Below are 21,265 nucleotides of genomic sequence, written 5' to 3'. Positions count from 1 at the left end.
TGCGGCGGCCCGAAGGGCGAGCGTAGCGAGTCAAACCTCACGTACTACGTGTACGCTCCGGTTTTTGCGCGCTGTCCGTGTCCAAACTGGCTGCGCCAATAACGCCTGGTGGGATAGGCTCTAAATACGCTTCGGCGTTCAGTAACACGCGTTAACGTGCTGAACAGCCGGGCATTTTTTTACGCTATACCCTACATAATAAAACCGGAGCTACCATGAATAAGAAGGTACTGACCCTTTCTGCCGTGATGGCAAGTCTGTTATTCGGCGCGCACGCGCACGCGGCTGATACTCGTATTGGCGTGACGATTTATAAATATGACGATAACTTTATGTCCGTGGTGCGTAAGGCTATTGAAAAAGATGGCAAATCCGCGCCGGATGTTCAGCTACTGATGAATGACTCGCAAAACGATCAATCTAAACAGAATGATCAAATTGACGTTTTATTGGCGAAAGGGGTTAAAGCTCTGGCGATTAACCTGGTCGACCCGGCAGCCGCCGGTACGGTGATTGAGAAAGCGCGCGGGCAAAATGTGCCGGTGGTGTTCTTTAACAAAGAGCCTTCCCGCAAAGCGCTGGACAGCTATGACAAGGCGTATTATGTCGGGACTGACTCTAAAGAATCCGGTGTGATTCAGGGCGACTTGATTGCCAAACACTGGCAGGCGAATCAGGGTTGGGATCTGAATAAAGACGGTAAAATTCAGTATGTTCTGCTGAAAGGCGAGCCGGGGCACCCGGATGCTGAAGCCCGTACGACGTATGTGGTGAAAGAGTTAAATGCTAAAGGTATTCAGACCGAGCAACTGGCGTTAGACACCGCCATGTGGGATACCGCGCAGGCAAAAGATAAGATGGATGCCTGGCTGTCTGGCCCGAACGCTAACAAGATTGAAGTGGTTATCGCGAATAACGATGCGATGGCGATGGGCGCGGTAGAGGCGCTGAAAGCGCATAATAAATCGTCGATTCCGGTCTTTGGCGTCGATGCGTTACCGGAAGCTTTGGCGCTGGTGAAATCGGGCGCGATGGTCGGTACGGTACTGAATGACGCCAACAATCAGGCGAAAGCGACATTCGATCTGGCGAAAAACCTCGCCGAAGGCAAGGGCGCGGCTGACGGCACCAACTGGAAGATTGAGAACAAAATCGTGCGCGTGCCTTATGTCGGCGTGGACAAAGACAATCTGAGCGAATTTACCCAAAAATAACTTTTCCGTCTGTGGGCGCAATTTTGTTGCGCCCTGAAACCGTGGAAGGGTGACGCGCCGCAGACCGGATAGCGTATTTCTTTTGCCATCCGGCGCGGATAGTCATAATTAAAAAGGCCGACAGGGTATCATTATGGGCAGCACGATCTCTCCGCCGTCGGGTGAATATTTGTTGGAAATGCGTGGCATTAACAAATCATTTCCCGGCGTGAAAGCGCTTGATAATGTCAACTTAAACGTTCGTCCGCACTCTATTCATGCATTAATGGGCGAAAACGGCGCAGGCAAATCAACATTATTAAAATGTCTTTTTGGTATTTACCAAAAAGATTCCGGCAGCATTGTATTTCAGGGAAAAGAAGTGGACTTCCATTCGGCGAAAGAAGCGCTGGAGAATGGGATTTCGATGGTACACCAGGAGTTAAACCTGGTATTACAACGTTCGGTCATGGATAACATGTGGCTGGGACGTTATCCCACCAAAGGTATGTTTGTCGACCAGGATAAAATGTACCAGGATACCAAAGCGATATTTGATGAACTGGATATCGATATTGACCCACGCGCGCGCGTAGGAACGTTATCCGTTTCGCAAATGCAGATGATCGAAATTGCGAAAGCGTTTTCCTATAACGCTAAGATCGTTATTATGGATGAACCGACCTCATCGTTAACTGAGAAAGAGGTTAATCATCTGTTCACCATTATTCGCAAGCTGAAAGAACGTGGCTGCGGAATTGTTTATATCTCGCATAAAATGGAAGAAATTTTTCAATTGTGCGATGAAATTACTATCTTGCGCGACGGTCAGTGGATTGCCACCCAGCCGCTGGAAGGGCTGGATATGGATAAGATCATTGCGATGATGGTCGGGCGTTCCCTGAACCAGCGCTTTCCGGATAAAGAAAATAAGCCGGGCGACGTGATTCTGGAGGTTCGTCACCTGACCTCGCTGCGCCAGCCTTCCATTCGCGATGTCTCCTTTGATTTGCACAAGGGCGAAATTCTGGGCATTGCCGGTCTGGTTGGGGCAAAGCGTACCGATATCGTCGAAACGCTGTTTGGCATTCGTGAGAAGTCGTCCGGGACAATCACTTTACATGGCAAGAAAATTAATAATCACACTGCGAACGAAGCGATTAACCACGGTTTTGCGCTGGTGACAGAAGAGCGTCGTTCTACCGGAATTTATGCCTATCTGGATATCGGATTTAACTCATTAATTTCGAATATCCGTAATTATAAAAATAAAGTGGGGTTACTGGATAATTCCCGGATGAAAAGCGACACCCAATGGGTCATTGATTCCATGCGGGTAAAAACGCCGGGGCATCGCACGCAAATTGGTTCGCTTTCCGGCGGCAATCAGCAAAAGGTGATCATTGGTCGCTGGCTATTAACGCAGCCGGAAATATTAATGCTGGACGAACCGACCCGCGGCATTGATGTCGGCGCAAAATTTGAAATTTATCAGCTTATTGCGGAACTGGCGAAAAAAGGCAAGGGGATCATCATTATCTCTTCTGAAATGCCGGAGCTGTTAGGGATTACCGATCGTATCCTGGTGATGAGTAACGGTCTCGTTTCCGGCATTGTCGATACTAAAACAACAACGCAAAACGAAATTTTGCGTCTTGCTTCTTTGCACCTTTAAGATCAGGGGCTCCTTATGAGTGCGTTAAACAAGAAAAGCTTTTTGACCTGGCTGAAAGAGGGCGGAATTTACGTCGTTCTTTTAGTGCTGCTGGCGATTATTATTTTCCAGGACCCGACTTTTTTAAGTTTGCTGAATTTAAGTAATATTCTGACGCAATCTTCGGTACGTATTATTATCGCGCTGGGCGTGGCGGGACTCATCGTCACCCAGGGGACAGACCTGTCGGCGGGGCGTCAGGTAGGGCTGGCGGCGGTCGTGGCGGCAACATTACTGCAATCAATGGAAAACGCCAATAAAGTGTTTCCGGAAATGGCGACCATGCCGATTGCGCTGGTCATCCTGATTGTCTGCGCGATTGGCGCGGTGATTGGCCTGGTGAACGGCATCATCATTGCTTACCTGAACGTGACGCCGTTTATTACCACGCTTGGCACGATGATTATCGTTTATGGGATCAACTCCCTTTACTATGACTTTGTCGGCGCTTCGCCCATTTCCGGCTTTGACAGCGGCTTTTCCACCTTTGCACAGGGCTTTGTGGCGATGGGCAGTTTCCGGCTCTCATACATCACCTTTTACGCTCTGATTGCGGTAGCGTTTGTCTGGGTGCTGTGGAATAAGACCCGTTTTGGTAAAAACATTTTTGCTATTGGCGGCAACCCGGAGGCGGCGAAAGTTTCTGGCGTAAACGTGGCGCTGAACCTGCTGATGATTTATGCGCTCTCCGGCGTGTTTTATGCCTTCGGCGGCTTACTGGAAGCAGGGCGTATTGGTTCTGCCACCAACAACCTCGGCTTTATGTATGAACTGGATGCGATTGCCGCGTGCGTTGTCGGGGGAGTATCGTTTAGCGGCGGAGTGGGGACGGTCTTCGGCGTGGTGACCGGCGTCATTATCTTTACCGTCATCAACTATGGCCTGACCTATATCGGGGTAAACCCGTACTGGCAGTACATTATCAAAGGCGGCATTATCATTTTCGCCGTGGCGCTGGACTCGCTGAAATACGCGCGTAAGAAGTAGTTATCCAGACCTATTACTTTGCTTATCAGATAACCCGGCGCAGCGAAACTGCGCGCCGGGCTTCATACCGCGAGCTACAGCGTTAACGCGTGCTCTTTTTCGCCTTTTTTAAATTTGACCTCGCCTAAATCAATACAGGCGACCGGGCAGACATGACCGCACAGCAGACAACCGACGCATTTTTCCGTATTGCAATGCGGCGTGCGGCTGTGTTCATCCCACTCCATCGCCTGATGACCGCCGTCATAGCAGGAGATATAGCAACGTCCGCAGCCGACGCATTTCTCCTGATTAATCCGCGGATAGACGATATAGCTGCGATCCAGATCTTCCGCCGGGATAATATTGCCATTCGCCAGCCCGATCATCTCCTGTAATGAGGCAAATCCCTGATCGGCCAGATAGTGGCTGAGGCCGCTCGCCATATCTTCTACAATGCGGTAACCGTATTGCATAATGCCTGTCGTCACCTGTAGGGTCGCCGCGCCCAGCAGCAGAAATTCGGCAGCGTCTTCCCAGGTTTCAATGCCGCCGATACCGCTAATCGGGAAATCGCGCAGTTCAGGGTGCATTCGCAACTGCTGGATAAAACGCAGCGCAATGGGTTTCACCGCTTTTCCTGAATAACCGGAGATACTGGATTTACCGTTAACCACCGGCATCCCGATTTTGCGGTTCAGGTCGATGTTAGTAATGGATTTCACGGTGTTGATGGTGGCGATACCGTCGGCTCCGCCGCGTTTGGCGGCCAGCGCGACTTCGCACATATCGCCAATATTCGGCGTCATTTTCGCCAGCATTGGCAAAGATGAACCGCGTTTTACGGCGCGGCAGTATTTTTCAACCAGCTCCGGGCTTTGCCCTACATCGCTTCCCATGGCGTGCGAGGTCATCTGCGGGCAAGAGAAGTTACACTCAATCATATCCGCGCCGGCTTCTTCAACCAGACGCGCCAGTTCCTGCCACTGCTGCTCATTTTCCCCCATGATGGAAGCAATCAGCACCTTATCCGGATAATCCTGTTTTAGCCGTCGAATGGCGGCCAGATTCTCTTCCAGCGGATGCTCAGCAATTTGCTCCATGTTTTTGAAACCAATAAAACCGGTATCTTCTTTCGTCAGGTGGTCAAAACGTGGAGAGACTTCGTTGGCAATAAAAAAACCAATGGTTTTAAAAACGATCCCGCCCCAGCCGGTATCATAGGCTTTGGCGCACATCTCATAACAATTGCCTACCGGAGAAGAAGAAAGGCAAAACGGATTGGGAAACTTAACGCCGCAAAAGGTAACAGACAAATCTTTTGTTAACATGAGCAGGCCTCCTCTAAATAATGATGAATAGCCTGAGCGGCTTCTTTTCCGGTTTTTACCGCATAAACGACGGTCTTATCACCTTTAACAATATCGCCAGCGGCAAAGATCGCCGGGTCGTCGGTTTGATAATTGTGCGTGTCGATAATATTATGCTGCGCTTTTATCTCCGCAAAGTTATCCAGTCGCGCGTGCTGCCCCACGGCCAAAATAATATTTTCCGCTTCCAGCGTCAGTTCTCCTGAGTGGCGTACATGGTGGAAGGTCACTTTATTTCCGCTGACGGCGACAGGCGTAAAGCCATCAATAATCGATACGCCTAATGCCTGCGTGCTGGTAAATTCTTTTTCGCTGGCGGGGAATTCGGCTAATTCTTCCCGCGCCACGCAGGTGACGGAAGGACAGCCGAGAATTTTTAACGTACTGGCGACATCCATCGCTACGTCGCCGCCGCCAATAATTAATGCGCTATGCGGAACGCTAATATCGCCGTCGGCCTGACGGGCGCGCTGTAAAAAATCAACGGCAATCTCTACGTGACTGGCTTGCTCAAATAACGGTAAATCAGATCCACAGGACATCCCGACGGTCATCAGCACGGCGCGATATTCGGCTTTGAGTTGCGCAAGCGATAGCGACCCGCCCACCTCACAATTACATTTAATATTGACGCCCATTTCTACAATGCGGGCAATTTCCTGATCGAGTACGCTTTGCGGCAGACGAAATGCCGGGATGCCGTGACGCAGCCATCCGCCGGGCTGCGGCTGTTTTTCGTAAATGGTGACGTCATAGCCTAAATGCGTGAGCGTCACGCTTGCCTGCAAACCTGCCGGACCCGCGCCAATAATCGCGACTTTCCCGCGTGTTTTACTCCCGGGCTGATAAATCTGCATGGCAGTCTGCTGTTCAAAATCGGTAATAAAACGTTGCAGGCGTGCAATATCAATAGGTTTATCTATTCCGGAACGTGTACATCCGCGCTGGCATAATTTTTCCGTCGGACAGACTCTGGCGCAGACAGCGCCAAGCGCGTTATTTTCCCGGATAGTTTCCGCTGCGCCTTTAAAATTGCGAAAGTAAATAGAACGAATAAATTTCCCCGGATCGGTTTGCGCCGGGCAAGCCTGACTACAGGGCGCATCGTGACATAATAAACAACGTGAAGCCTCTTTTATTGCCAGTAATGGCGTAAAACCAGGCGTGAGTTCATCCAGATAATTTTGTTGCGGCATATAATCTTCCTTAATGCTTGAATAAATTAAGGCGAAACGCAAATAACGCGTTTTAATGATCTAAAATCTACCGCCAGCCTAAGCATTGAAAGAAGGGTATTCTGTGAAAGAATTCACAAAAAAATGAAACCAGAATGCAAAACAGCATTTGTTCCTTATATCATAATAATAACTATTCTCAATTTTAAAGGGATAATAAATAGATTAACGATAAAAAAGAAGATAAATAATCATTCCAGTAAATAAAAAACCGCAACCGGTATAAAGAAAAAGATAAGACCAATATTGTACGGGATCGGCATGGCGATAAACATAAACCGGTTTTCGCGCATTTTTGACAACTTTATCTACCGCGCCGGTTCGCCAGCCTTTCCAGGCCTCACGGAAGCAAAAAAGCGGGAGTAGCAGAAAGGCTAATATGACAAATATCGTCTGTACATCCATAATCATTTCCCTTTTTTCTTTTCCAGTTCAAGCAATTGTTCCGGCGTAACGGCCGGATACCCCTGGGCGTCATTCGGCACCTGATGCTGCGTGGGAATAGGTACCAGCGGGCCTAAAAAACGCGGTTCGCGTTTAAAAATATAGAGATCCGCCAGCGCGCTAAAGCGGGCGCCAAATTCGCGCAGGCGCACTGTCAGCATATTTTTGGGTGAAGGTACCGCGTAACACTGCGCCTGAATGCCCATATGCAACGCAATAAACAAGGCGCGTTCGCAGTGGAAGCGCTGAGTGATGATAATAAAGTCGTTGGTATCAAACACTTTGCGGGTACGCACAATGGAGTCAAGCGTACGGAAGCCAGCGTAATCAAGCACAATGTCCGCAGGATCGACGCCCGCCGCGATAAGGTCTTTGCGCATGGTCATCGGTTCGTTATAGCTTTGCAGGGCATTGTCGCCGCTGAGCAGCAGGTAATTGACTTTACCGCTATTGTAAGCGTTTAACGCGCCCTGGATACGGTAACGATAGTACTGATTAATGACACCCTTGCGATAGTATTTGGCTGTCCCTAACACGACGCCAACCTGGCGGTAGGGGAGATCCTGTAGCTCGTCATAGATATAGGGCGCTGTTTTCCAGCTCATCCACCGATCGAGGCCAAGCACCGTCAACAGCAGCAAGCCTACCAGGACCAACAGGCTGTAAAACACGCGCTTTAACATGCAGGAAACTCGATACCAGGATGAAAGTACGATCAGGCTACTGTACCCGAAGACGTAGCGCAAGAAACCGCCGTCTGATTGCGGAGATTTTCAGCATGATTTCCCTTGTATCGGGTCGCGGGAGAGGAGAGTCAGGCCGGATAAGACGCCAGTGCGTCGCTATCCGGCACATTTGCTTAGCCGAGAAGGACGCGGTCAATATTATGGCAACCTAACGCTTTCAGCGTTGCGGCGGTGGCATCCCATTGAATTAATGCCGCATCGCCTTTTTCCGCCAGAATCGCACGCTGAATATCCGCATAGTCATAACCATTGAGACTCAGCAGGTTTAGCGCGCCTTGCAGCGGGGGGAGCGTAGGGTTAAAGGCGGCGTTTTCCGCATAGCTGCCGGTGAAAATACGGCCATCTTTACATTCCAGCGCCACGCCGCTCGGTGAGTGGCTATAAGGCATATGGCTCTTATTGGCTGCCGTAATCGCCGCTTGCGTTAGCGTATCGCCCGTTAACGTAAAGCCATGATCCTGCTCGTCCATCAGCAGCGTTTTGATCTCCAGATCTTTTGGCCCGAAAGCGTCAGGCAGATAATCGCGTAACGTATGCGGCGCGCGGCCCGGCAGATGAATGCGCAGATCCAGACCGCTGTTCAGCTCGTTCATAAACTGGCGACAGTGGCCGCAAGGCGTGTAGTTAACGGTGACGGCGGCGAGCCCTTTTTCGCCGCGTAGCCAGGCGTGGCTAATCGCGCTTTGTTCAGCATGCACAGTTTGTTGCATGGTGGCGCCCAGGAACTCCATATTCGCGCCGAAATACCAGTTGCCGCTAACGCCGCGCGCAATCGCGCCGACGTTAAAATGGGACAAATCGGTACGGGCGCAGGCCGCCGCCAGAGGTAACAGTGCGAAAGCCAGCGCGTCTTCGTCCAGTCCCGCCGTATTTTTAAGCGTCGAGACCTGCTCTGCGGTCAGCATGGCGGGAAAATGGTGGTCCGCCAGGATAGGGGCCAGCGCTGATTGCAAATTATCCGCAAGCTGGGCAAAAGCAGTTTGAAAACGTGGATGCATGGCGTTGCCTCATAACAATGTAATGGAACCGTAGTTTACGGGCCTGTCATGTCTTAATATGTGATCTAAATCTCATTGCTTATGCAACTTGTGAAACTTAAATGAAAAATGCGCGACGTATCGCAAATTTTAACCCGGTCTTTTGTCCCGTCGTTAGCGCATTACCGCCAGAATGAGCGGAAACAAAAAGGGCGCTACCAGCGAGGTAATAATGCCGCAAATCACCAGCGCCAGGGAGCTAAACGCGCCTTCCTGGTAATCCAGCTCGGCGCAGCGCGCAGTACCGAGCGCATGTGAGGCGGTCCCCATTGCCAGCCCGCGTGCGGCTTTAGTACGGATGTGCATCGCGTTTAACAGCGTGTGGCCAAACACCGCGCCCAGAATACCGACAAAAATTACGCATACCGCGCTGATCGCGGGGATGCCGCCGATGCTGCCGCCCACCGCCATCGCGATAGGCGTAGTCACGGATTTAGGCAGTACCGATGCCGCGATTTCAGGCGTTGCGCCCATCAGCAAGGCAACGGATGTTCCGGTAATCATCGCTACCAGACTGCCGACAAAACAGATGCTAATAATGGATTTCCAACGCGCGCGAATCTGGTGCAACTGTTCATAAAGGGGATAGGCCAGCGCCACCACCGCCGGTTGCAGCAGATCGTTAAGTACTTCGCTGCCTTTGAAGTAGTGCTCGTAGGGAATACCGGTCAGCAACAGAAAAGGAATAATGACTACCATTGCCACCAGCAGCGGATTCAGCAACGGCATTTTAAAATGCGCCGCCAGTCGGCGGGCGGCGAAAAATACCGCCAGCGTCAGCGGTAACGACCACCAGATATATGTCATCATTTTTTCGTTCCCTTCTGCCCAACCACTTTACGCTCACCGTGTATCAGATGTGAACTCCAGCTTACGACCACAAAAACGACCAGCGTACTGATAGCGCAAGAGACCACCACCGGGCCGAATTGCGCGCGCAGTAAGTCAAAATATTGCATGACCCCAACGCCAATCGGCACAAACAGCAACGCCATATAACGAATCAGCACATAACAGCCGGGGTTAACCCACTTTGCCGGCAGAATTTGCAGCGCCAGCAACACAAACAGAATTAACATCCCGATAATGCTGCCGGGAATAGTGATAGGAAGCAGTGATGCAAGAAAAATGCCTGCGTACAAACAGGCATAAATCAATACAAAAGCGCGTATATATTGCCAGATAATATTCAGTGACTTACTCATGTTTAAAGCCCTTGATGAGATGGATTCATCATACAATTAAACGTTAAAACGTGCTACCGATCACATCATGAATTCTTAGCATAGTGGGTATAGACAGCAGGAACATCGGGCAATGCCCCTGGTCGGCGGCGCTAAACCTGGGCTAAAAAATACAAAAAGCGACTCAGGGCCAAAGACGGCGTCTCATTCTTACGCCAGAACATCCCTACGCTGCCTTTTTGCTCAATTTTTGGCAAGTTTAAAATCGCCAGTTGCCCCTGGCTGGCATAGCGTTGCGCCAGCCGTAAAGAAAGAATAGAGATCATATCGCTGCTTTGCAGCAAATTGGTGCTGACGTTCATTGACGCCGATTCAATGGTGTTTTCCGGGAGCATGACGCCGTTATCGACGAGGGCGTTATCAATACTGATGCGAATAGGGGTGCCGGTTGGCCAGACTATCCACCGCCAGTGCGCCAGATCGCTCCAGGCAATCTGCGCTCGCGCGGCCAGCGGATGGTGCGGACGCGCCACAAAGCAGACCGGCTCGGTATAAAGTACCTGATAATTAAGCGGCAGTTGCAGGGCGCGTCCGCCGACACGCCCTACCACCACATCCACCTGACCGGCAAGCAAATCGTGCAGCAGCGGCGTCATTACCTTTTCTTCAATATTCAGATGCAGCGTCGGCATTTCGTTAAGCAGGCTCAGAATCGCCTGTGATACGCAGTCAGTCGCCACGGGCGAACAGCCGATCTTCAGGCTGCCAACCAGGCCGCCCTGCTTGAAACGGGCGATTTCATACTGTGAACGCTCCAGATCGTTAATTAGGCGCTGGGCGTGCTGGAGCAGTAATTTACCGCCTTCCGAGGGGCGTAGCCCTTTACTGTGGCGCTCAAAAAGCGTGATGCCTATCTCATCTTCGAGTTGAGATAACCACTTCGATAGCGCCGGCTGGGAGATATTCATCATCCGGGCGACGTGCGTCAGGTTGCCCTGTTCGCCCAGCGCAACCAGCGTTTGCAGGTGATGTAATTTCAATTTCTGCGCCCAGTTCGCCATTCGCTATAACCTCCAGGTTATGTCTCTGCCTGAAAAGCCATTGTACATTTTATCGCTCACTCTACAAACTCGTAACATAGCAAACATAAAAACAACATCTATCTCCCTGCACTGAGGCATTAGCTATGACTCAACGACGTGATCTACAAGCCCTTATTGATGCCGCGCCCGTCGGCAAAATGCAGTGGCGCGTTATCATCTGCTGTTTTCTGGTGGTTATGCTCGACGGTTTCGACACCGCCGCGATTGGCTTCATCGCCCCGGATATTCGTACCCACTGGCAGCTAAGCGCCAGCGAACTTGCGCCGCTGTTTGGCGCAGGGCTGCTGGGGCTTACGGCCGGCGCGCTGCTATGCGGGCCGCTGGCGGATCGCTTTGGCCGCAAGCGGGTCATTGAGCTTTGCGTGGCGCTATTCGGCGCATTGAGCCTGCTTTCCGCTTTCTCGCCGGATATAGAAACCCTGGTGTTGCTGCGCTTCTTAACCGGTCTGGGACTGGGCGGAGCGATGCCGAATACCATCACCATGACGTCGGAATACCTTCCCGCTCGTCGACGCGGAGCGCTGGTCACGCTGATGTTCTGCGGTTTTACCCTGGGGTCGGCGATGGGCGGGATTGTGAGCGCGCAACTGGTGCCGCTGATTGGCTGGCACGGAATTCTGGCGCTAGGCGGCATCTTGCCTTTGATGCTGTTTTTCGGCCTGCTGTTCGCGCTGCCGGAATCTCCCCGCTGGCAGGTACGCCGCCAACTACCGCAAGCCGTTGTCGCCCGGACGGTCAGCGCCATTACCGGCGAGCGCTATCACGATACGCAATTCTTTCTGCATGAGACGGCAGCCGTCGCCAAAGGCAGTATTCGCCAGCTTTTTGCCGGGCGACAGCTTGTCATTACCCTGATGTTATGGGTGGTGTTCTTTATGAGCCTGCTCATTATCTATCTGCTTTCCAGCTGGATGCCGACGTTACTTAACCATCGCGGTATTGATCTGCAACAGGCGTCGTGGGTGACTGCTGCATTCCAGGTTGGCGGCACGCTTGGCGCGCTGTTACTCGGCGTGTTGATGGATCGGCTTAACCCGTTCCGGGTACTGGCGGTGAGCTATGCGCTGGGCGCGGTTTGCATTGTCATGATAGGCCTGAGCGAAAACGGCCTTTGGCTGATGGCGCTGGCGATTTTTGGTACCGGCATCGGTATTAGCGGTTCCCAGGTCGGGTTTAATGCTCTGACGGCGACGCTGTACCCCACCCAAAGCCGGGCGACGGGCGTGAGCTGGTCGAACGCCATTGGACGCTGCGGGGCGATTGTCGGTTCGCTCTCCGGCGGCATGATGATGGCCCTCAATTTCTCTTTCGATACGTTGTTTTTTGTCATTGCTATTCCGGCGGCTATCAGCGCGGTAATGCTTACCCTGCTGACGGTGGTTGTCCGCCTTTCGATTTCTGTACCTGACGACCTGCCGCGTGCCAGCGTCGTAAACGAATAAGGAGAATCTCCATGTCTGAAATAAATCAGAACGTAAAAGATAGCCGTCAGCAGTATTACCAGCATATTTCCGGGCAGAATCTGACGCCGCTGTGGGAATCGTTACATCACCTGGTACCGCAGACGCCAAACGCCAACTGCGCGCCGGCCTACTGGAATTATCAGGAAATTCGTCCGCTACTGATGGAAAGCGGCAATGTCATTGGCGCGAAAGAGGCGATCCGCCGGGTGCTGGTGCTGGAAAATCCGGCATTGCGCGGTCAGTCGTCGATCACGGCGACCTTATATGCTGGTTTACAGCTGATCCTGCCCGGCGAAGTCGCGCCGAGTCATCGCCATAACCAGTCGGCGCTGCGTTTTATCGTCGAAGGTAAAGGCGCATTTACCGCGGTGGACGGCGAGCGCACGCCAATGCATACCGGCGATTTTATCCTGACGCCGCAGTGGCGCTGGCACGATCATGGTAATCCGGGGTCAGAGCCGGTGGTATGGCTGGATGGTCTGGATCTGCCGTTAGTCAACCTCCTGGGCTGTGGGTTTGCGGAAGACTATCCCGAAGATCAGCAGCCGGTAACGCGAAAAGAGGGCGATTATCTGCCGCGCTATGCAGCGAATATGCTGCCGCTGCGCCACCAGCGCGGGAACTCGTCGCCGATTTTCAACTACCGTTACGACCGCAGCCGCGAGGCGCTGCACGATCTGACCCGTATGGGCGATCCGGATGAGTGGGAAGGTTACAAGCTGCGTTACGTTAATCCCGTCACCGGCGGTTATCCGATGCCGTCGATGGGCGCGTTCCTGCAACTGCTGCCAAAAGGCTTTGCCTCGCGTGTGGCGCGGAGCACCGACAGCACTATCTACCACGTCGTTGAAGGGGCAGGGCAGGTCACTATCGGCAACGAAACTTTTCATTTTTCCGCAAAAGACATTTTTGTGGCGCCGACCTGGCATGAGGTGTCGTTTCGCAGCAGCGAAGACACGGTGTTATTCAGTTTTTCGGACAAGCCGGTTCAGGAAGCCCTGGGGCTGTTCCGCGAAGCACGTTATTAATTAGGGAGAGAGAACATGACCAAATATGTATTCCAGCCGCAGGCCCCGGTAACAGTACCCGTGGCGGGCAGTGATGAGCAGTTTCCGGTACGTCGCGTTTACTGCGTGGGTCGCAACTATGCCGCCCATGCCCGTGAAATGGGCTTTGATCCCGATCGCGAACCGCCGTTCTTCTTTTGTAAACCAGCGGACGCTGTCGTCCCGGTAGCGGCGGGGGATACCCTGGAACTGCCGTATCCGGCGCAGACCGATAACTACCATTATGAAATTGAGCTGGTGGTGGCGATTGGTAAAAAGGGGAGCGATATTCCGCTGGAAAAAGCCCATGAATATGTCTGGGGATACGCCACCGGTCTGGACATGACGCGTCGCGATCGTCAGATGGAAATGCGTCAGATGGGACGCCCGTGGGAAATTGGCAAAGCGTTCGATCTCTCCGCGCCCATTGCGCCATTACACAAAGCTGCTGAAACGCATAATGTGGATAACGCCCCTATTTGGCTACAGGTTAACGGCGAAGACCATCAGCGCAGCGATATTCGTCATCTGATTTGGTCGGTGAATGAAACCATCAGCTATTTGTCCGGCTTCTTTGAATTGCAGCCAGGTGATTTGATTTTCACCGGTACGCCAGAGGGGGTGGGCGCCGTGGTGAAAGGGGATGTCATCACCGGGAACGTAGAAGGTCTGACGCCGATTGCTGTGAAAATTGTCTGAGGTGAACGATGAAGCTGTACAGTTTCTTTAATAGTTCGGCGTCTTATCGTGTACGTATTGCGCTGGCGTTAAAGGGGATTGATTACCAGACGGTGGGCGTCAATATTCGTATCGGCCAGCAGAATGAGCTGGCCTACCGACGGATGAATCCGGTAGGCCTGGTGCCGACGCTGGTCACTGATGACGGCGAATCGTTGGGGCAATCGCTGGCCATCGTCGACTGGCTGGACCGACATTTTCCGCAAACGCCGCTGCTGCCGACGAGCGACCCGGCGCGCAGCCAGGCGCTGGAAATTGTCTACGCTATCGCCTGCGATATACACCCAATCAATAACATGCGCGTGTTGCGCTACCTGACCGATGAGCTGAAGGTTAGCGAAGAGGATAAAAAACGCTGGTACGCCCACTGGATACAGCAAGGGTTAAGCGCGGTAGAGCAGCTATTGCGTAAAAGTCAGTCCGGACGATTCTGCGTGGGCGACGCGCCAGGACTTGCGGACTGCTGCCTGATTCCTCAGTGGGCGAATGCGCTCAGGATGGGCTGCGATTTATCAGGCTATCCGCGCTGTAAAGCCGTTTATGACGCCTGCGTACAGCTACCGGCGTTTATTGCCGCCGCGCCGGAAAATCAACAAGATAAAATCCCGGCCTGAAAAGGAGAATGACCATGACTCACGTGACAAGCGCAATTATTGTAGGTGGCGGAATCGGCGGCGCGGCGACCGCGCTGTCGCTGGCGCGCCAGGGAATAAAAGTCATGCTGTTGGAAAAAGCGCACGAAATTGGCGAGATTGGCGCGGGTATTCAGCTTGGGCCGAACGCTTTTTCGGCGCTGGATAGTCTCGGTGTGGGCGATGTTGCCCGCCAGCGTGCGGTGTTTACCGATCACATTACCATGATGGATGCCGTGAATGCCGAAGAAGTGGTACGCATTGAAACCGGACAGGCGTTCCGCGACCATTTTGGCGGGCCGTATGCGGTAATTCACCGGGTAGATATTCATGCAACGGTATGGGAAGCGGTGCTGACGCACCCTGGCGTGGAGTATCGTACCTCGACCCATATTGTCGATATCCGCCAGACGCCGGATGACGTTACGGTGTTTGATGAGCAGGGAAATAGCTGGACGGCGGATATTCTTGTGGGCTGCGACGGCGTTAAATCGGTCGTGCGGCAAAGTTTACTCGGCGACGCGCCGCGCGTAACGGGGCATGTAGTCTATCGGGCGGTGATTGATTGCGACGATATGCCGGACGATTTACGTATTAACGCACCGGTGCTGTGGGCAGGCCCGCATTGTCACCTGGTTCATTATCCGCTGCGCGGAGGCCAACAGTACAATCTGGTGGTGACATTCCACAGCCGCCAGCAAGAAGAGTGGGGCGTGAAAGACGGCAGTAAAGAAGAGGTGCTCTCTTATTTTGCCGGCATTCATCCCCGCCCGCGCCAGATGCTGGATAAGCCGACCTCCTGGCGCCGCTGGTCGACCGCCGATCGCGAGCCGGTCGCAAAATGGGGAACCGAGCGTATCACTCTGGTGGGCGACGCCGCGCATCCGGTGGCGCAATATATGGCCCAGGGCGCCTGTATGGCGCTGGAAGACGCCGTCACGCTGGGCAAAGCGCTGGAACGCTGCGACGGCGACGCGCAGCAGGCATTTGCGCTGTATGAGTCGGTGCGTATTCCCCGCACAGCGCGTATCGTCTGGTCTACCCGCGAGATGGGGCGTCTCTATCACGCCGCCGGGGTGGAGCGTCAGGTACGTAATCTGCTGTGGAAAGGGAAATCGCAGGAGGCGTTTTATCGCGGTATCGAATGGCTGTACGGCTGGAAAGAAGATAACTGTCTTGAGCCGCGTTGAGCACTTTATGTGACGTAGCGTGGCGTTTGTGCCGCCACCCGGCAAAAAGTTTTGCTCATCGCAGAGAGGCGTTATGATAGCGCCTCTTTTTTTGCTGTGGATACCGATATGCGTGTTTTACTGGCGCCGATGGAAGGCGTGCTCGACGCGTTAGTGCGCGAGCTGCTGACCGAAGTGAATGATTACGATCTCTGCATCACCGAATTTGTGCGCGTGGTGGATCAGCTGCTGCCGGTAAAAGTGTTTCATCGCATCTGCCCGGAGTTGCATCACGCCAGCCGCACGCCGTCCGGCACGCCAGTGCGTATTCAGCTTCTGGGCCAGCATCCGCAGTGGCTGGCGGAAAACGCCGCGCGGGCGACGGCGTTGGGATCGTATGGCGTGGACCTGAACTGCGGCTGTCCGTCAAAAGTGGTGAACGGCAGCGGCGGCGGCGCGACATTGCTCAAAGATCCCGAACTCATCTATCAGGGCGCGAAAGCGATGCGGGCCGCGGTACCGTCGCATCTGCCGGTGACGGTAAAAGTGCGTCTCGGCTGGGATAGCGGCGATAGAAAATTTGAAATCGCCGATGCGGTGCAGCAGGCCGGCGCCAGTGAACTGGTGGTGCATGGCCGTACTAAAGCGCAGGGCTACCGCGCCGAGCATATCGACTGGCAGGCGATCGGCGAAATACGCCAGCGTCTGACTATTCCGGTTATCGCGAATGGCGAAATCTGGGACTGGCAGAGCGCGCAGGCATGTATGGCGACCAGCGGCTGCGATGCGGTGATGATTGGCCGTGGGGCGTTAAATATTCCTAACCTGAGCCGGGTGGTGAAGTATAACGAGCCGCGTATGCCGTGGCCGGAAGTGGTGATGTTATTACAAAAATATACCCGACTGGAAAAGCAGGGCGATACCGGTTTATATCATGTCGCGCGTATTAAACAGTGGCTGGGATATTTACGTAAGGAATATATTGAGGCGACGGAACTCTTTCAGTCGATTCGGGCGTTAAACCGTTCGTCCGAGATTGCGCGGGCGATTCAGGCTATTAAAATCTAATCTCTACAGCGTCCAGAACGTGTGCCGGACAGACATTATCGCTGCCCGGCGCAGGAATCAGAAAATCATCTTAAACACGCCCGTTACCACCAACAGCCCAATCAGAAAAATAATTAAGATTGCCCATAGAAGAATTTTCATTGTTTGTCCCTTTATTGGTAAATACAAACAAAGTATAGGAAAGTATTAAGCCATCTGCTGCTTTGTTGGGCGCGGCGACGTTTAACTCATGAAGGCTGCTGGTGCGTATTGCAGCAAAATCGTTCATTTATGAACGGGTTAGTGGGACTTTTCATTGAAGTATTACATCAAAAAATGTATCAGATGAAATTATTTGCTAATCATATAAATTTCAAAATATGTCTTTTGTTGTCTGATGATGTATTGCCACGCGTAACTAAAAAATAGATCGCCGTAAGACGTACTCTCTGCGCACCTTTTTTTATCAGAACACCTCCATGAATCGTAATTCTTTCCTTGCCGCGACAGCGAGCTTACCGCTTTTTATTTTGCTGGCGGGCTGCGCCCCCATGCACGATACCCGCCAGTCGCTGACCCAGCAGACGCCCTCTTCTCATGTTGATTCCAGCCTGCCAGCGGCATTGAAAAACGGTTGGCCGGATAGCCAGTGGTGGAAGGCGTATCACGATGCGCAGCTTGACGCGCTGATTGATAATGCCATACAGCATTCGCCGGATATGCAGGTGGCTGAACAGCGTATTCAACTGGCGGAAGCGCAGGCGAAAGCGGTTGAGGCGCAGGACGGCCCGCAGCTCGACTTTTCTGCCGACATTGAGCGCCAGCGAATGTCCGCGGAAGGGCTGATGGGGCCATTCGCGATTACCGACCCCGCGGCGGGAACGACCGGGCCGTGGTATACCAACGGTACATTCGGCCTGACGGCAGGCTGGGATCTGGATTTATGGGGGAAAAACCGCGCTGAAGTTACCGCGCGGATCGGGGCGGTCAAAGCGCGCGAAGCGGAGCAGGAGCAGACCCGACAATTGCTGGCAAGCGGCGTGGCGCGACTCTACTGGGAGTGGCAGACGCAGGCGGCGCTGAAAAATGTGCTGATGCAAATCGAGCATGAGCAGCAAAACGTGGTGACGGTAAACCGGGAGCTGTATCAACACGGCATTACTTCTTCTGTTGAAGGGGTCGAGACCGATATCGACGCCAGCAAAACCCAGCAGCAGTTGAATGACGTTAACGGTAAAATGAAGGTTATTGAAGCGCGGCTCAGCGCGTTAACCAATACGCAATCGGCGGCGCTCAAGCTGCGTCAGGTGAGTCTCCCCGCCGTTGAAAGCCAGTTACCGTCGCAACTGGGGTATTCGTTGCTGGCGCGCCGGGCGGATCTACAGGCCGCGCACTGGTACATTGAATCCTCGTTGAGCAGCATTGACGCCGCGAAGGCCGCGTTTTATCCCGATATCAACCTGATGGCTTTTTTACAGCAGGATGCGTTACATCTGAGCGATCTGTTCCGCCATTCCGCACAGCAATATGGCATTACCGGCGGGCTGACGCTGCCGATTTTCGACAGCGGCAGGCTGAATGCCAACCTCGATATCGCCAAAGCGCAAAGCAACCTTTCTATCGCCAACTACAACAAAGCGGTGGTAGATGCGGTTAATGATGTGGCGCGCGCCGCCAGTCAGGTAGAGACGCTGGCGCAGAAAAATCAGCATCAGCAGCAGATTGAGCATGACTCGCAGCGTGTGGTCGGTCTGGCGCAAGCGCGCTTTAATGCCGGTATTATTGCGGGTTCCCGCGTGAGCGAGGCCAAAATCCCGGCACTGCGCGAGCAGTGTAACGGCTTGCTGTTGCAGGGCCAGTGGCTGGATGCCTCTATTCAGCTTACCAGCGCGCTGGGCGGCGGTTATCATTCCTGATTTTTCCGGATGATTCAGACAGGGTTCCTATACTTAGGCTGTGTATGAATCATCCGGAGAGGAATATGACCAAAGTCGCAATTGTAACGGCATCAGATTCGGGAATTGGCAAAGCGTGTGCGTTGTTATTAGCACAAAACGGTTTTGATATTGGTATCACCTGGCATTCCGATGAACGCGGCGCGCAGGAAACGGCGAAAAAAGCGGCGCAATTTGGTGTGCGGGCTGAGACCATTCATCTTGACCTGAGCCAGTTGCCCGAGGGCGCGCAGGCCATTGAACATCTTATTCAGCGCCTGGGGCGCGTTGACGTGCTGGTCAATAATGCCGGGGCGATGACCAAATCCGCGTTTATTGATATGCCGTTTACGCAGTGGCGGCAAATTTTTACCGTGGACGTCGATGGCGCGTTTCTCTGCGCGCAGATCGCCGCCCGGCATATGATTAAACAAGGAGAGGGAGGGCGCATTATCAACATCACCTCCGTCCATGAGCATACGCCGCTTCCGCAAGCCAGCGCCTATACCGCGGCGAAACATGCGCTGGGCGGATTGACTAAATCCATGGCGCTGGAACTGATTGAACATCATATTTTGGTCAACGCCGTCGCGCCAGGCGCTATCGCCACGCCGATGAATGATATGGATGACAGCGACATTGAGCCGGGATCGGAACCCTCGATCCCTATTGCCCGACCGGGTTCTACGCATGAAATAGCCAGCCTCGTCGCCTGGCTGTGTTCGGAAGGAGCAAGCTATACCACCGGTCAGTCGCTGATTGTCGACGGCGGGTTTATGCTGGCGAATCCGCAATTCAACGCCAAATAAACGCCGGGGGCCGGATGGCGGCGTTATGCCATCCGGATACCATCGGGTTTAACGGGCCTCCGCTTTGCCGCGTCTTTTCAGCCACCAGCGCACGCCCACCACCAGGACGATGGCCAGAATCAGCCAGACCCCGTGCCTGAGATGCTGATCGAGGTCGTGCAGCCATGGCGCGATCACCTCGCCGCCAAGATATCCCAGCGTGGTAAACAGCAGCGCCCAGATCAGCGCGCCTACAATATTCAGCGGCAGAAAAATTTTAGGCGGCAGGCGGCTGGCGCCAATCAGCAGCGGGCCAACCACCCGGAAGCCATACATAAAACGCGTGCCGATCACAAACAGATACGGATGGCGTTGGATCATTTTCTGCGCGCGACGAATCTTCGTATGATAACGCGGGAAACGACGCAGGATCTTCCCGCCATAGCATCGTCCTAACAGGTAAAGTAGCTGATCGCCCATCATCCCTCCCAGCGCGACGGCCGCCGCCACCAGCGGAAACTTGAGTAATCCCTGATGCGCCGCGACGCCCCCCAACAGGGTAACGGTTTCACCTTCGGCCATACTGCCGATAACCAGCGCCGCATAGCCATAATGCGTAATAAGCGTGTTGATATCCATGCGTAAACCACCTCCGGCATTAAGCATACACCCTGGCAAGAGGCGTGCGCGGCAAAGCCGACGTTTTGCCGGAGACTATTTTGCCATTGTTCATAAAATAACCAGAAACTGAATTATACTTGAACATACTGGCATCTGAGGCAGCAGAAGGGGGCAGTATGAACCATGTATGGGGGCTTTTTTCCCATCCCGATCGGGAAATGCAGGTGATCAAAAGCGAAAACGAAACCGTTTCGCATCACTATACGCACCATGTTTTGCTGATGGCGGCGATTCCCGTCGTCTGCGCCTTTATCGGCACGACGCAAATCGGCTGGAATTTTGGCGACGGCAACGTGTTACAACTCTCGCTGTTTACCGCTTTTGCGCTGGCGGTCTTGTTCTACGGCGTGATGCTGGCGGGCGTCGCGGTGATGGGACGCGTCATCTGGTGGATGGCGCGAAACTATCCGCAACGGCCATCGCTTGCGCGCTGTATGGTTTTTGCCGGCTATGTCGCGACGCCGCTGTTTTTAAGTGGTCTGGTGGCGCTCTATCCCCTGGTATGGCTATGCGCACTGGTCGGCGCTGTCGCGCTCTTTTACACCGGCTATTTGCTGTATTTGGGTATTCCGACTTTCCTTAACATTAATAGAGAGGAAGGATTAAGCTTCTCCAGTTCGACGCTCGCTATCGGCGTGCTGGTCCTGGAGGTGCTACTGGCGATCACCGTGATCCTGTGGGGATACGGCTACCGCCTGTTCTGATGCGAAAAAGGGCTGGCGCAAAAGCCAGCAATGCAGCATTTGCTGACGATTCTTCTGTAGCGGCAACGCTG

Annotated in this window: 22 protein-coding genes; 12 read left to right on the top strand and 10 right to left on the bottom strand. The window is 53.3% G+C overall.

Translation table 11 applies throughout. The features are described 5' to 3' along the window. Positions 1-215: 215 nt before the first annotated feature. The 3 genes from mglB (at position 216) to mglC (ending at position 3,894) form a co-directional block, all read left to right on the top strand. On the top strand, positions 216-1,214 hold the full coding sequence (mglB, locus tag ABVN44_RS03200) for a galactose/glucose ABC transporter substrate-binding protein MglB (RefSeq protein ID WP_023232028.1): 999 nt from the start codon (positions 216-218) through the stop codon (positions 1,212-1,214). Positions 1,215-1,347: 133 nt separating this feature from the next. Continuing rightward, entirely contained in the window at positions 1,348-2,868 is a 1,521-nt protein-coding gene (gene mglA, locus ABVN44_RS03195) for a galactose/methyl galactoside ABC transporter ATP-binding protein MglA (RefSeq protein ID WP_000535907.1), read from the top strand. Positions 2,869-2,883: 15 nt separating this feature from the next. Beyond that, entirely contained in the window at positions 2,884-3,894 is a 1,011-nt protein-coding gene (gene mglC, locus ABVN44_RS03190) for a galactose/methyl galactoside ABC transporter permease MglC (RefSeq protein ID WP_001275101.1), read from the top strand. 74 nt (positions 3,895-3,968) lie between these two features. Here the strand turns inward: mglC and preA are convergent, their stop codons facing one another. From preA to ABVN44_RS03150, 8 genes are all read right to left on the bottom strand, one after another. Beyond that, complete coding sequence (preA, locus tag ABVN44_RS03185; protein WP_000956095.1) at positions 3,969-5,204, bottom strand: NAD-dependent dihydropyrimidine dehydrogenase subunit PreA; 1,236 nt, start codon at positions 5,202-5,204, stop codon at positions 3,969-3,971. Continuing rightward, complete coding sequence (locus tag ABVN44_RS03180; protein ID WP_023202763.1) at positions 5,198-6,439, bottom strand: NAD(P)-dependent oxidoreductase; 1,242 nt, start codon at positions 6,437-6,439, stop codon at positions 5,198-5,200. The genes preA and ABVN44_RS03180 overlap by 7 nt, the downstream gene beginning before the upstream one ends. A 204-nt stretch (positions 6,440-6,643) precedes the next feature. Beyond that, complete coding sequence (locus ABVN44_RS03175) at positions 6,644-6,889, bottom strand: DUF2542 family protein (RefSeq protein WP_000605187.1); 246 nt, start codon at positions 6,887-6,889, stop codon at positions 6,644-6,646. Next, on the bottom strand, positions 6,886-7,605 hold the full coding sequence (sanA, locus tag ABVN44_RS03170; RefSeq protein ID WP_000920081.1) for an outer membrane permeability protein SanA: 720 nt from the start codon (positions 7,603-7,605) through the stop codon (positions 6,886-6,888). The genes ABVN44_RS03175 and sanA overlap by 4 nt, the downstream gene beginning before the upstream one ends. Before the next feature lie 176 nt (positions 7,606-7,781). Next, positions 7,782-8,666, bottom strand: a complete 885-nt coding sequence (cdd, locus tag ABVN44_RS03165; protein WP_000553526.1) for a cytidine deaminase — start codon at positions 8,664-8,666, stop codon at positions 7,782-7,784. 153 nt (positions 8,667-8,819) lie between these two features. After that, positions 8,820-9,515: a CidB/LrgB family autolysis modulator gene (locus ABVN44_RS03160; protein WP_000989296.1), complete on the bottom strand. Its 696-nt coding sequence runs from the start codon at positions 9,513-9,515 to the stop codon at positions 8,820-8,822. Then, positions 9,512-9,910 carry a CidA/LrgA family protein gene (locus ABVN44_RS03155; RefSeq protein WP_000045719.1) on the bottom strand — a complete coding sequence of 133 codons (399 nt, stop codon included), beginning with the start codon at positions 9,908-9,910 and terminating at the stop codon, positions 9,512-9,514. The genes ABVN44_RS03160 and ABVN44_RS03155 overlap by 4 nt, the downstream gene beginning before the upstream one ends. A gap of 131 nt (positions 9,911-10,041) precedes the next feature. After that, positions 10,042-10,950 carry a LysR substrate-binding domain-containing protein gene (locus tag ABVN44_RS03150; protein ID WP_000024658.1) on the bottom strand — a complete coding sequence of 303 codons (909 nt, stop codon included), beginning with the start codon at positions 10,948-10,950 and terminating at the stop codon, positions 10,042-10,044. A gap of 125 nt (positions 10,951-11,075) precedes the next feature. Here ABVN44_RS03150 and ABVN44_RS03145 point away from each other — a divergent pair, with 125 nt between their 5' ends. The 6 genes from ABVN44_RS03145 to dusC all read left to right on the top strand — a co-directional run bounded on the left by ABVN44_RS03145 (position 11,076) and on the right by dusC (position 17,108). Continuing rightward, positions 11,076-12,434 (top strand): aromatic acid/H+ symport family MFS transporter, encoded by a 1,359-nt coding sequence (locus tag ABVN44_RS03145; protein WP_023232027.1) that lies wholly within the window; start codon positions 11,076-11,078, stop codon positions 12,432-12,434. An 11-nt stretch (positions 12,435-12,445) separates the two neighbouring features. Next, positions 12,446-13,483: a gentisate 1,2-dioxygenase gene (gtdA, locus tag ABVN44_RS03140; RefSeq protein WP_001289857.1), complete on the top strand. Its 1,038-nt coding sequence runs from the start codon at positions 12,446-12,448 to the stop codon at positions 13,481-13,483. Between the two features lie 15 nt (positions 13,484-13,498). After that, positions 13,499-14,200, top strand: a complete 702-nt coding sequence (locus ABVN44_RS03135) for a fumarylacetoacetate hydrolase family protein (protein WP_000170621.1) — start codon at positions 13,499-13,501, stop codon at positions 14,198-14,200. Positions 14,201-14,208: 8 nt separating this feature from the next. Then, the gene (maiA, locus tag ABVN44_RS03130) at positions 14,209-14,853 is read left to right on the top strand and encodes a maleylacetoacetate isomerase (protein WP_000781195.1); all 645 of its coding nucleotides are present in this window, start codon (positions 14,209-14,211) and stop codon (positions 14,851-14,853) included. A gap of 14 nt (positions 14,854-14,867) precedes the next feature. Next, positions 14,868-16,061, top strand: a complete 1,194-nt coding sequence (locus ABVN44_RS03125) for a 3-hydroxybenzoate 6-monooxygenase (RefSeq protein WP_000150113.1) — start codon at positions 14,868-14,870, stop codon at positions 16,059-16,061. A gap of 108 nt (positions 16,062-16,169) precedes the next feature. Further along, a complete protein-coding gene (gene dusC, locus ABVN44_RS03120; protein WP_023232026.1) occupies positions 16,170-17,108 on the top strand; it encodes a tRNA dihydrouridine(16) synthase DusC in 939 nt (312 codons plus the stop codon). A gap of 57 nt (positions 17,109-17,165) precedes the next feature. On the opposite strand, the gene yohP is transcribed toward dusC, so the two are convergent. Continuing rightward, positions 17,166-17,249: a small membrane protein YohP gene (gene yohP / locus ABVN44_RS03115; protein ID WP_000698460.1), complete on the bottom strand. Its 84-nt coding sequence runs from the start codon at positions 17,247-17,249 to the stop codon at positions 17,166-17,168. A gap of 317 nt (positions 17,250-17,566) precedes the next feature. On the opposite strand from yohP, the gene mdtQ reads away from it, so the two are divergent. Together mdtQ and ABVN44_RS03105 are read left to right on the top strand one after the other, a co-directional pair. Continuing rightward, positions 17,567-19,003: a multidrug resistance outer membrane protein MdtQ gene (gene mdtQ / locus ABVN44_RS03110; RefSeq protein ID WP_001081458.1), complete on the top strand. Its 1,437-nt coding sequence runs from the start codon at positions 17,567-17,569 to the stop codon at positions 19,001-19,003. Between the two features lie 65 nt (positions 19,004-19,068). Next, positions 19,069-19,830, top strand: a complete 762-nt coding sequence (locus ABVN44_RS03105; protein WP_000169608.1) for an SDR family oxidoreductase — start codon at positions 19,069-19,071, stop codon at positions 19,828-19,830. A 48-nt stretch (positions 19,831-19,878) separates the two neighbouring features. Here the strand turns inward: ABVN44_RS03105 and ABVN44_RS03100 are convergent, their stop codons facing one another. Next, entirely contained in the window at positions 19,879-20,448 is a 570-nt protein-coding gene (locus tag ABVN44_RS03100; RefSeq protein WP_001523476.1) for a DedA family protein, read from the bottom strand. 158 nt (positions 20,449-20,606) lie between these two features. Here ABVN44_RS03100 and ABVN44_RS03095 point away from each other — a divergent pair, with 158 nt between their 5' ends. Continuing rightward, on the top strand, positions 20,607-21,194 hold the full coding sequence (locus ABVN44_RS03095; RefSeq protein WP_001017057.1) for a Yip1 family protein: 588 nt from the start codon (positions 20,607-20,609) through the stop codon (positions 21,192-21,194). Positions 21,195-21,265 lie beyond the last annotated feature (71 nt).

The organism is Salmonella sp. SJTUF15570 (assembly GCF_043357055.1).
Classification (GTDB): Bacteria; Pseudomonadota; Gammaproteobacteria; order Enterobacterales; family Enterobacteriaceae; genus Salmonella; species Salmonella enterica.
The sequence above is the reverse complement of the archived record's forward strand: the minus strand, read 5'-3'. Positions and strand labels throughout refer to the sequence as shown.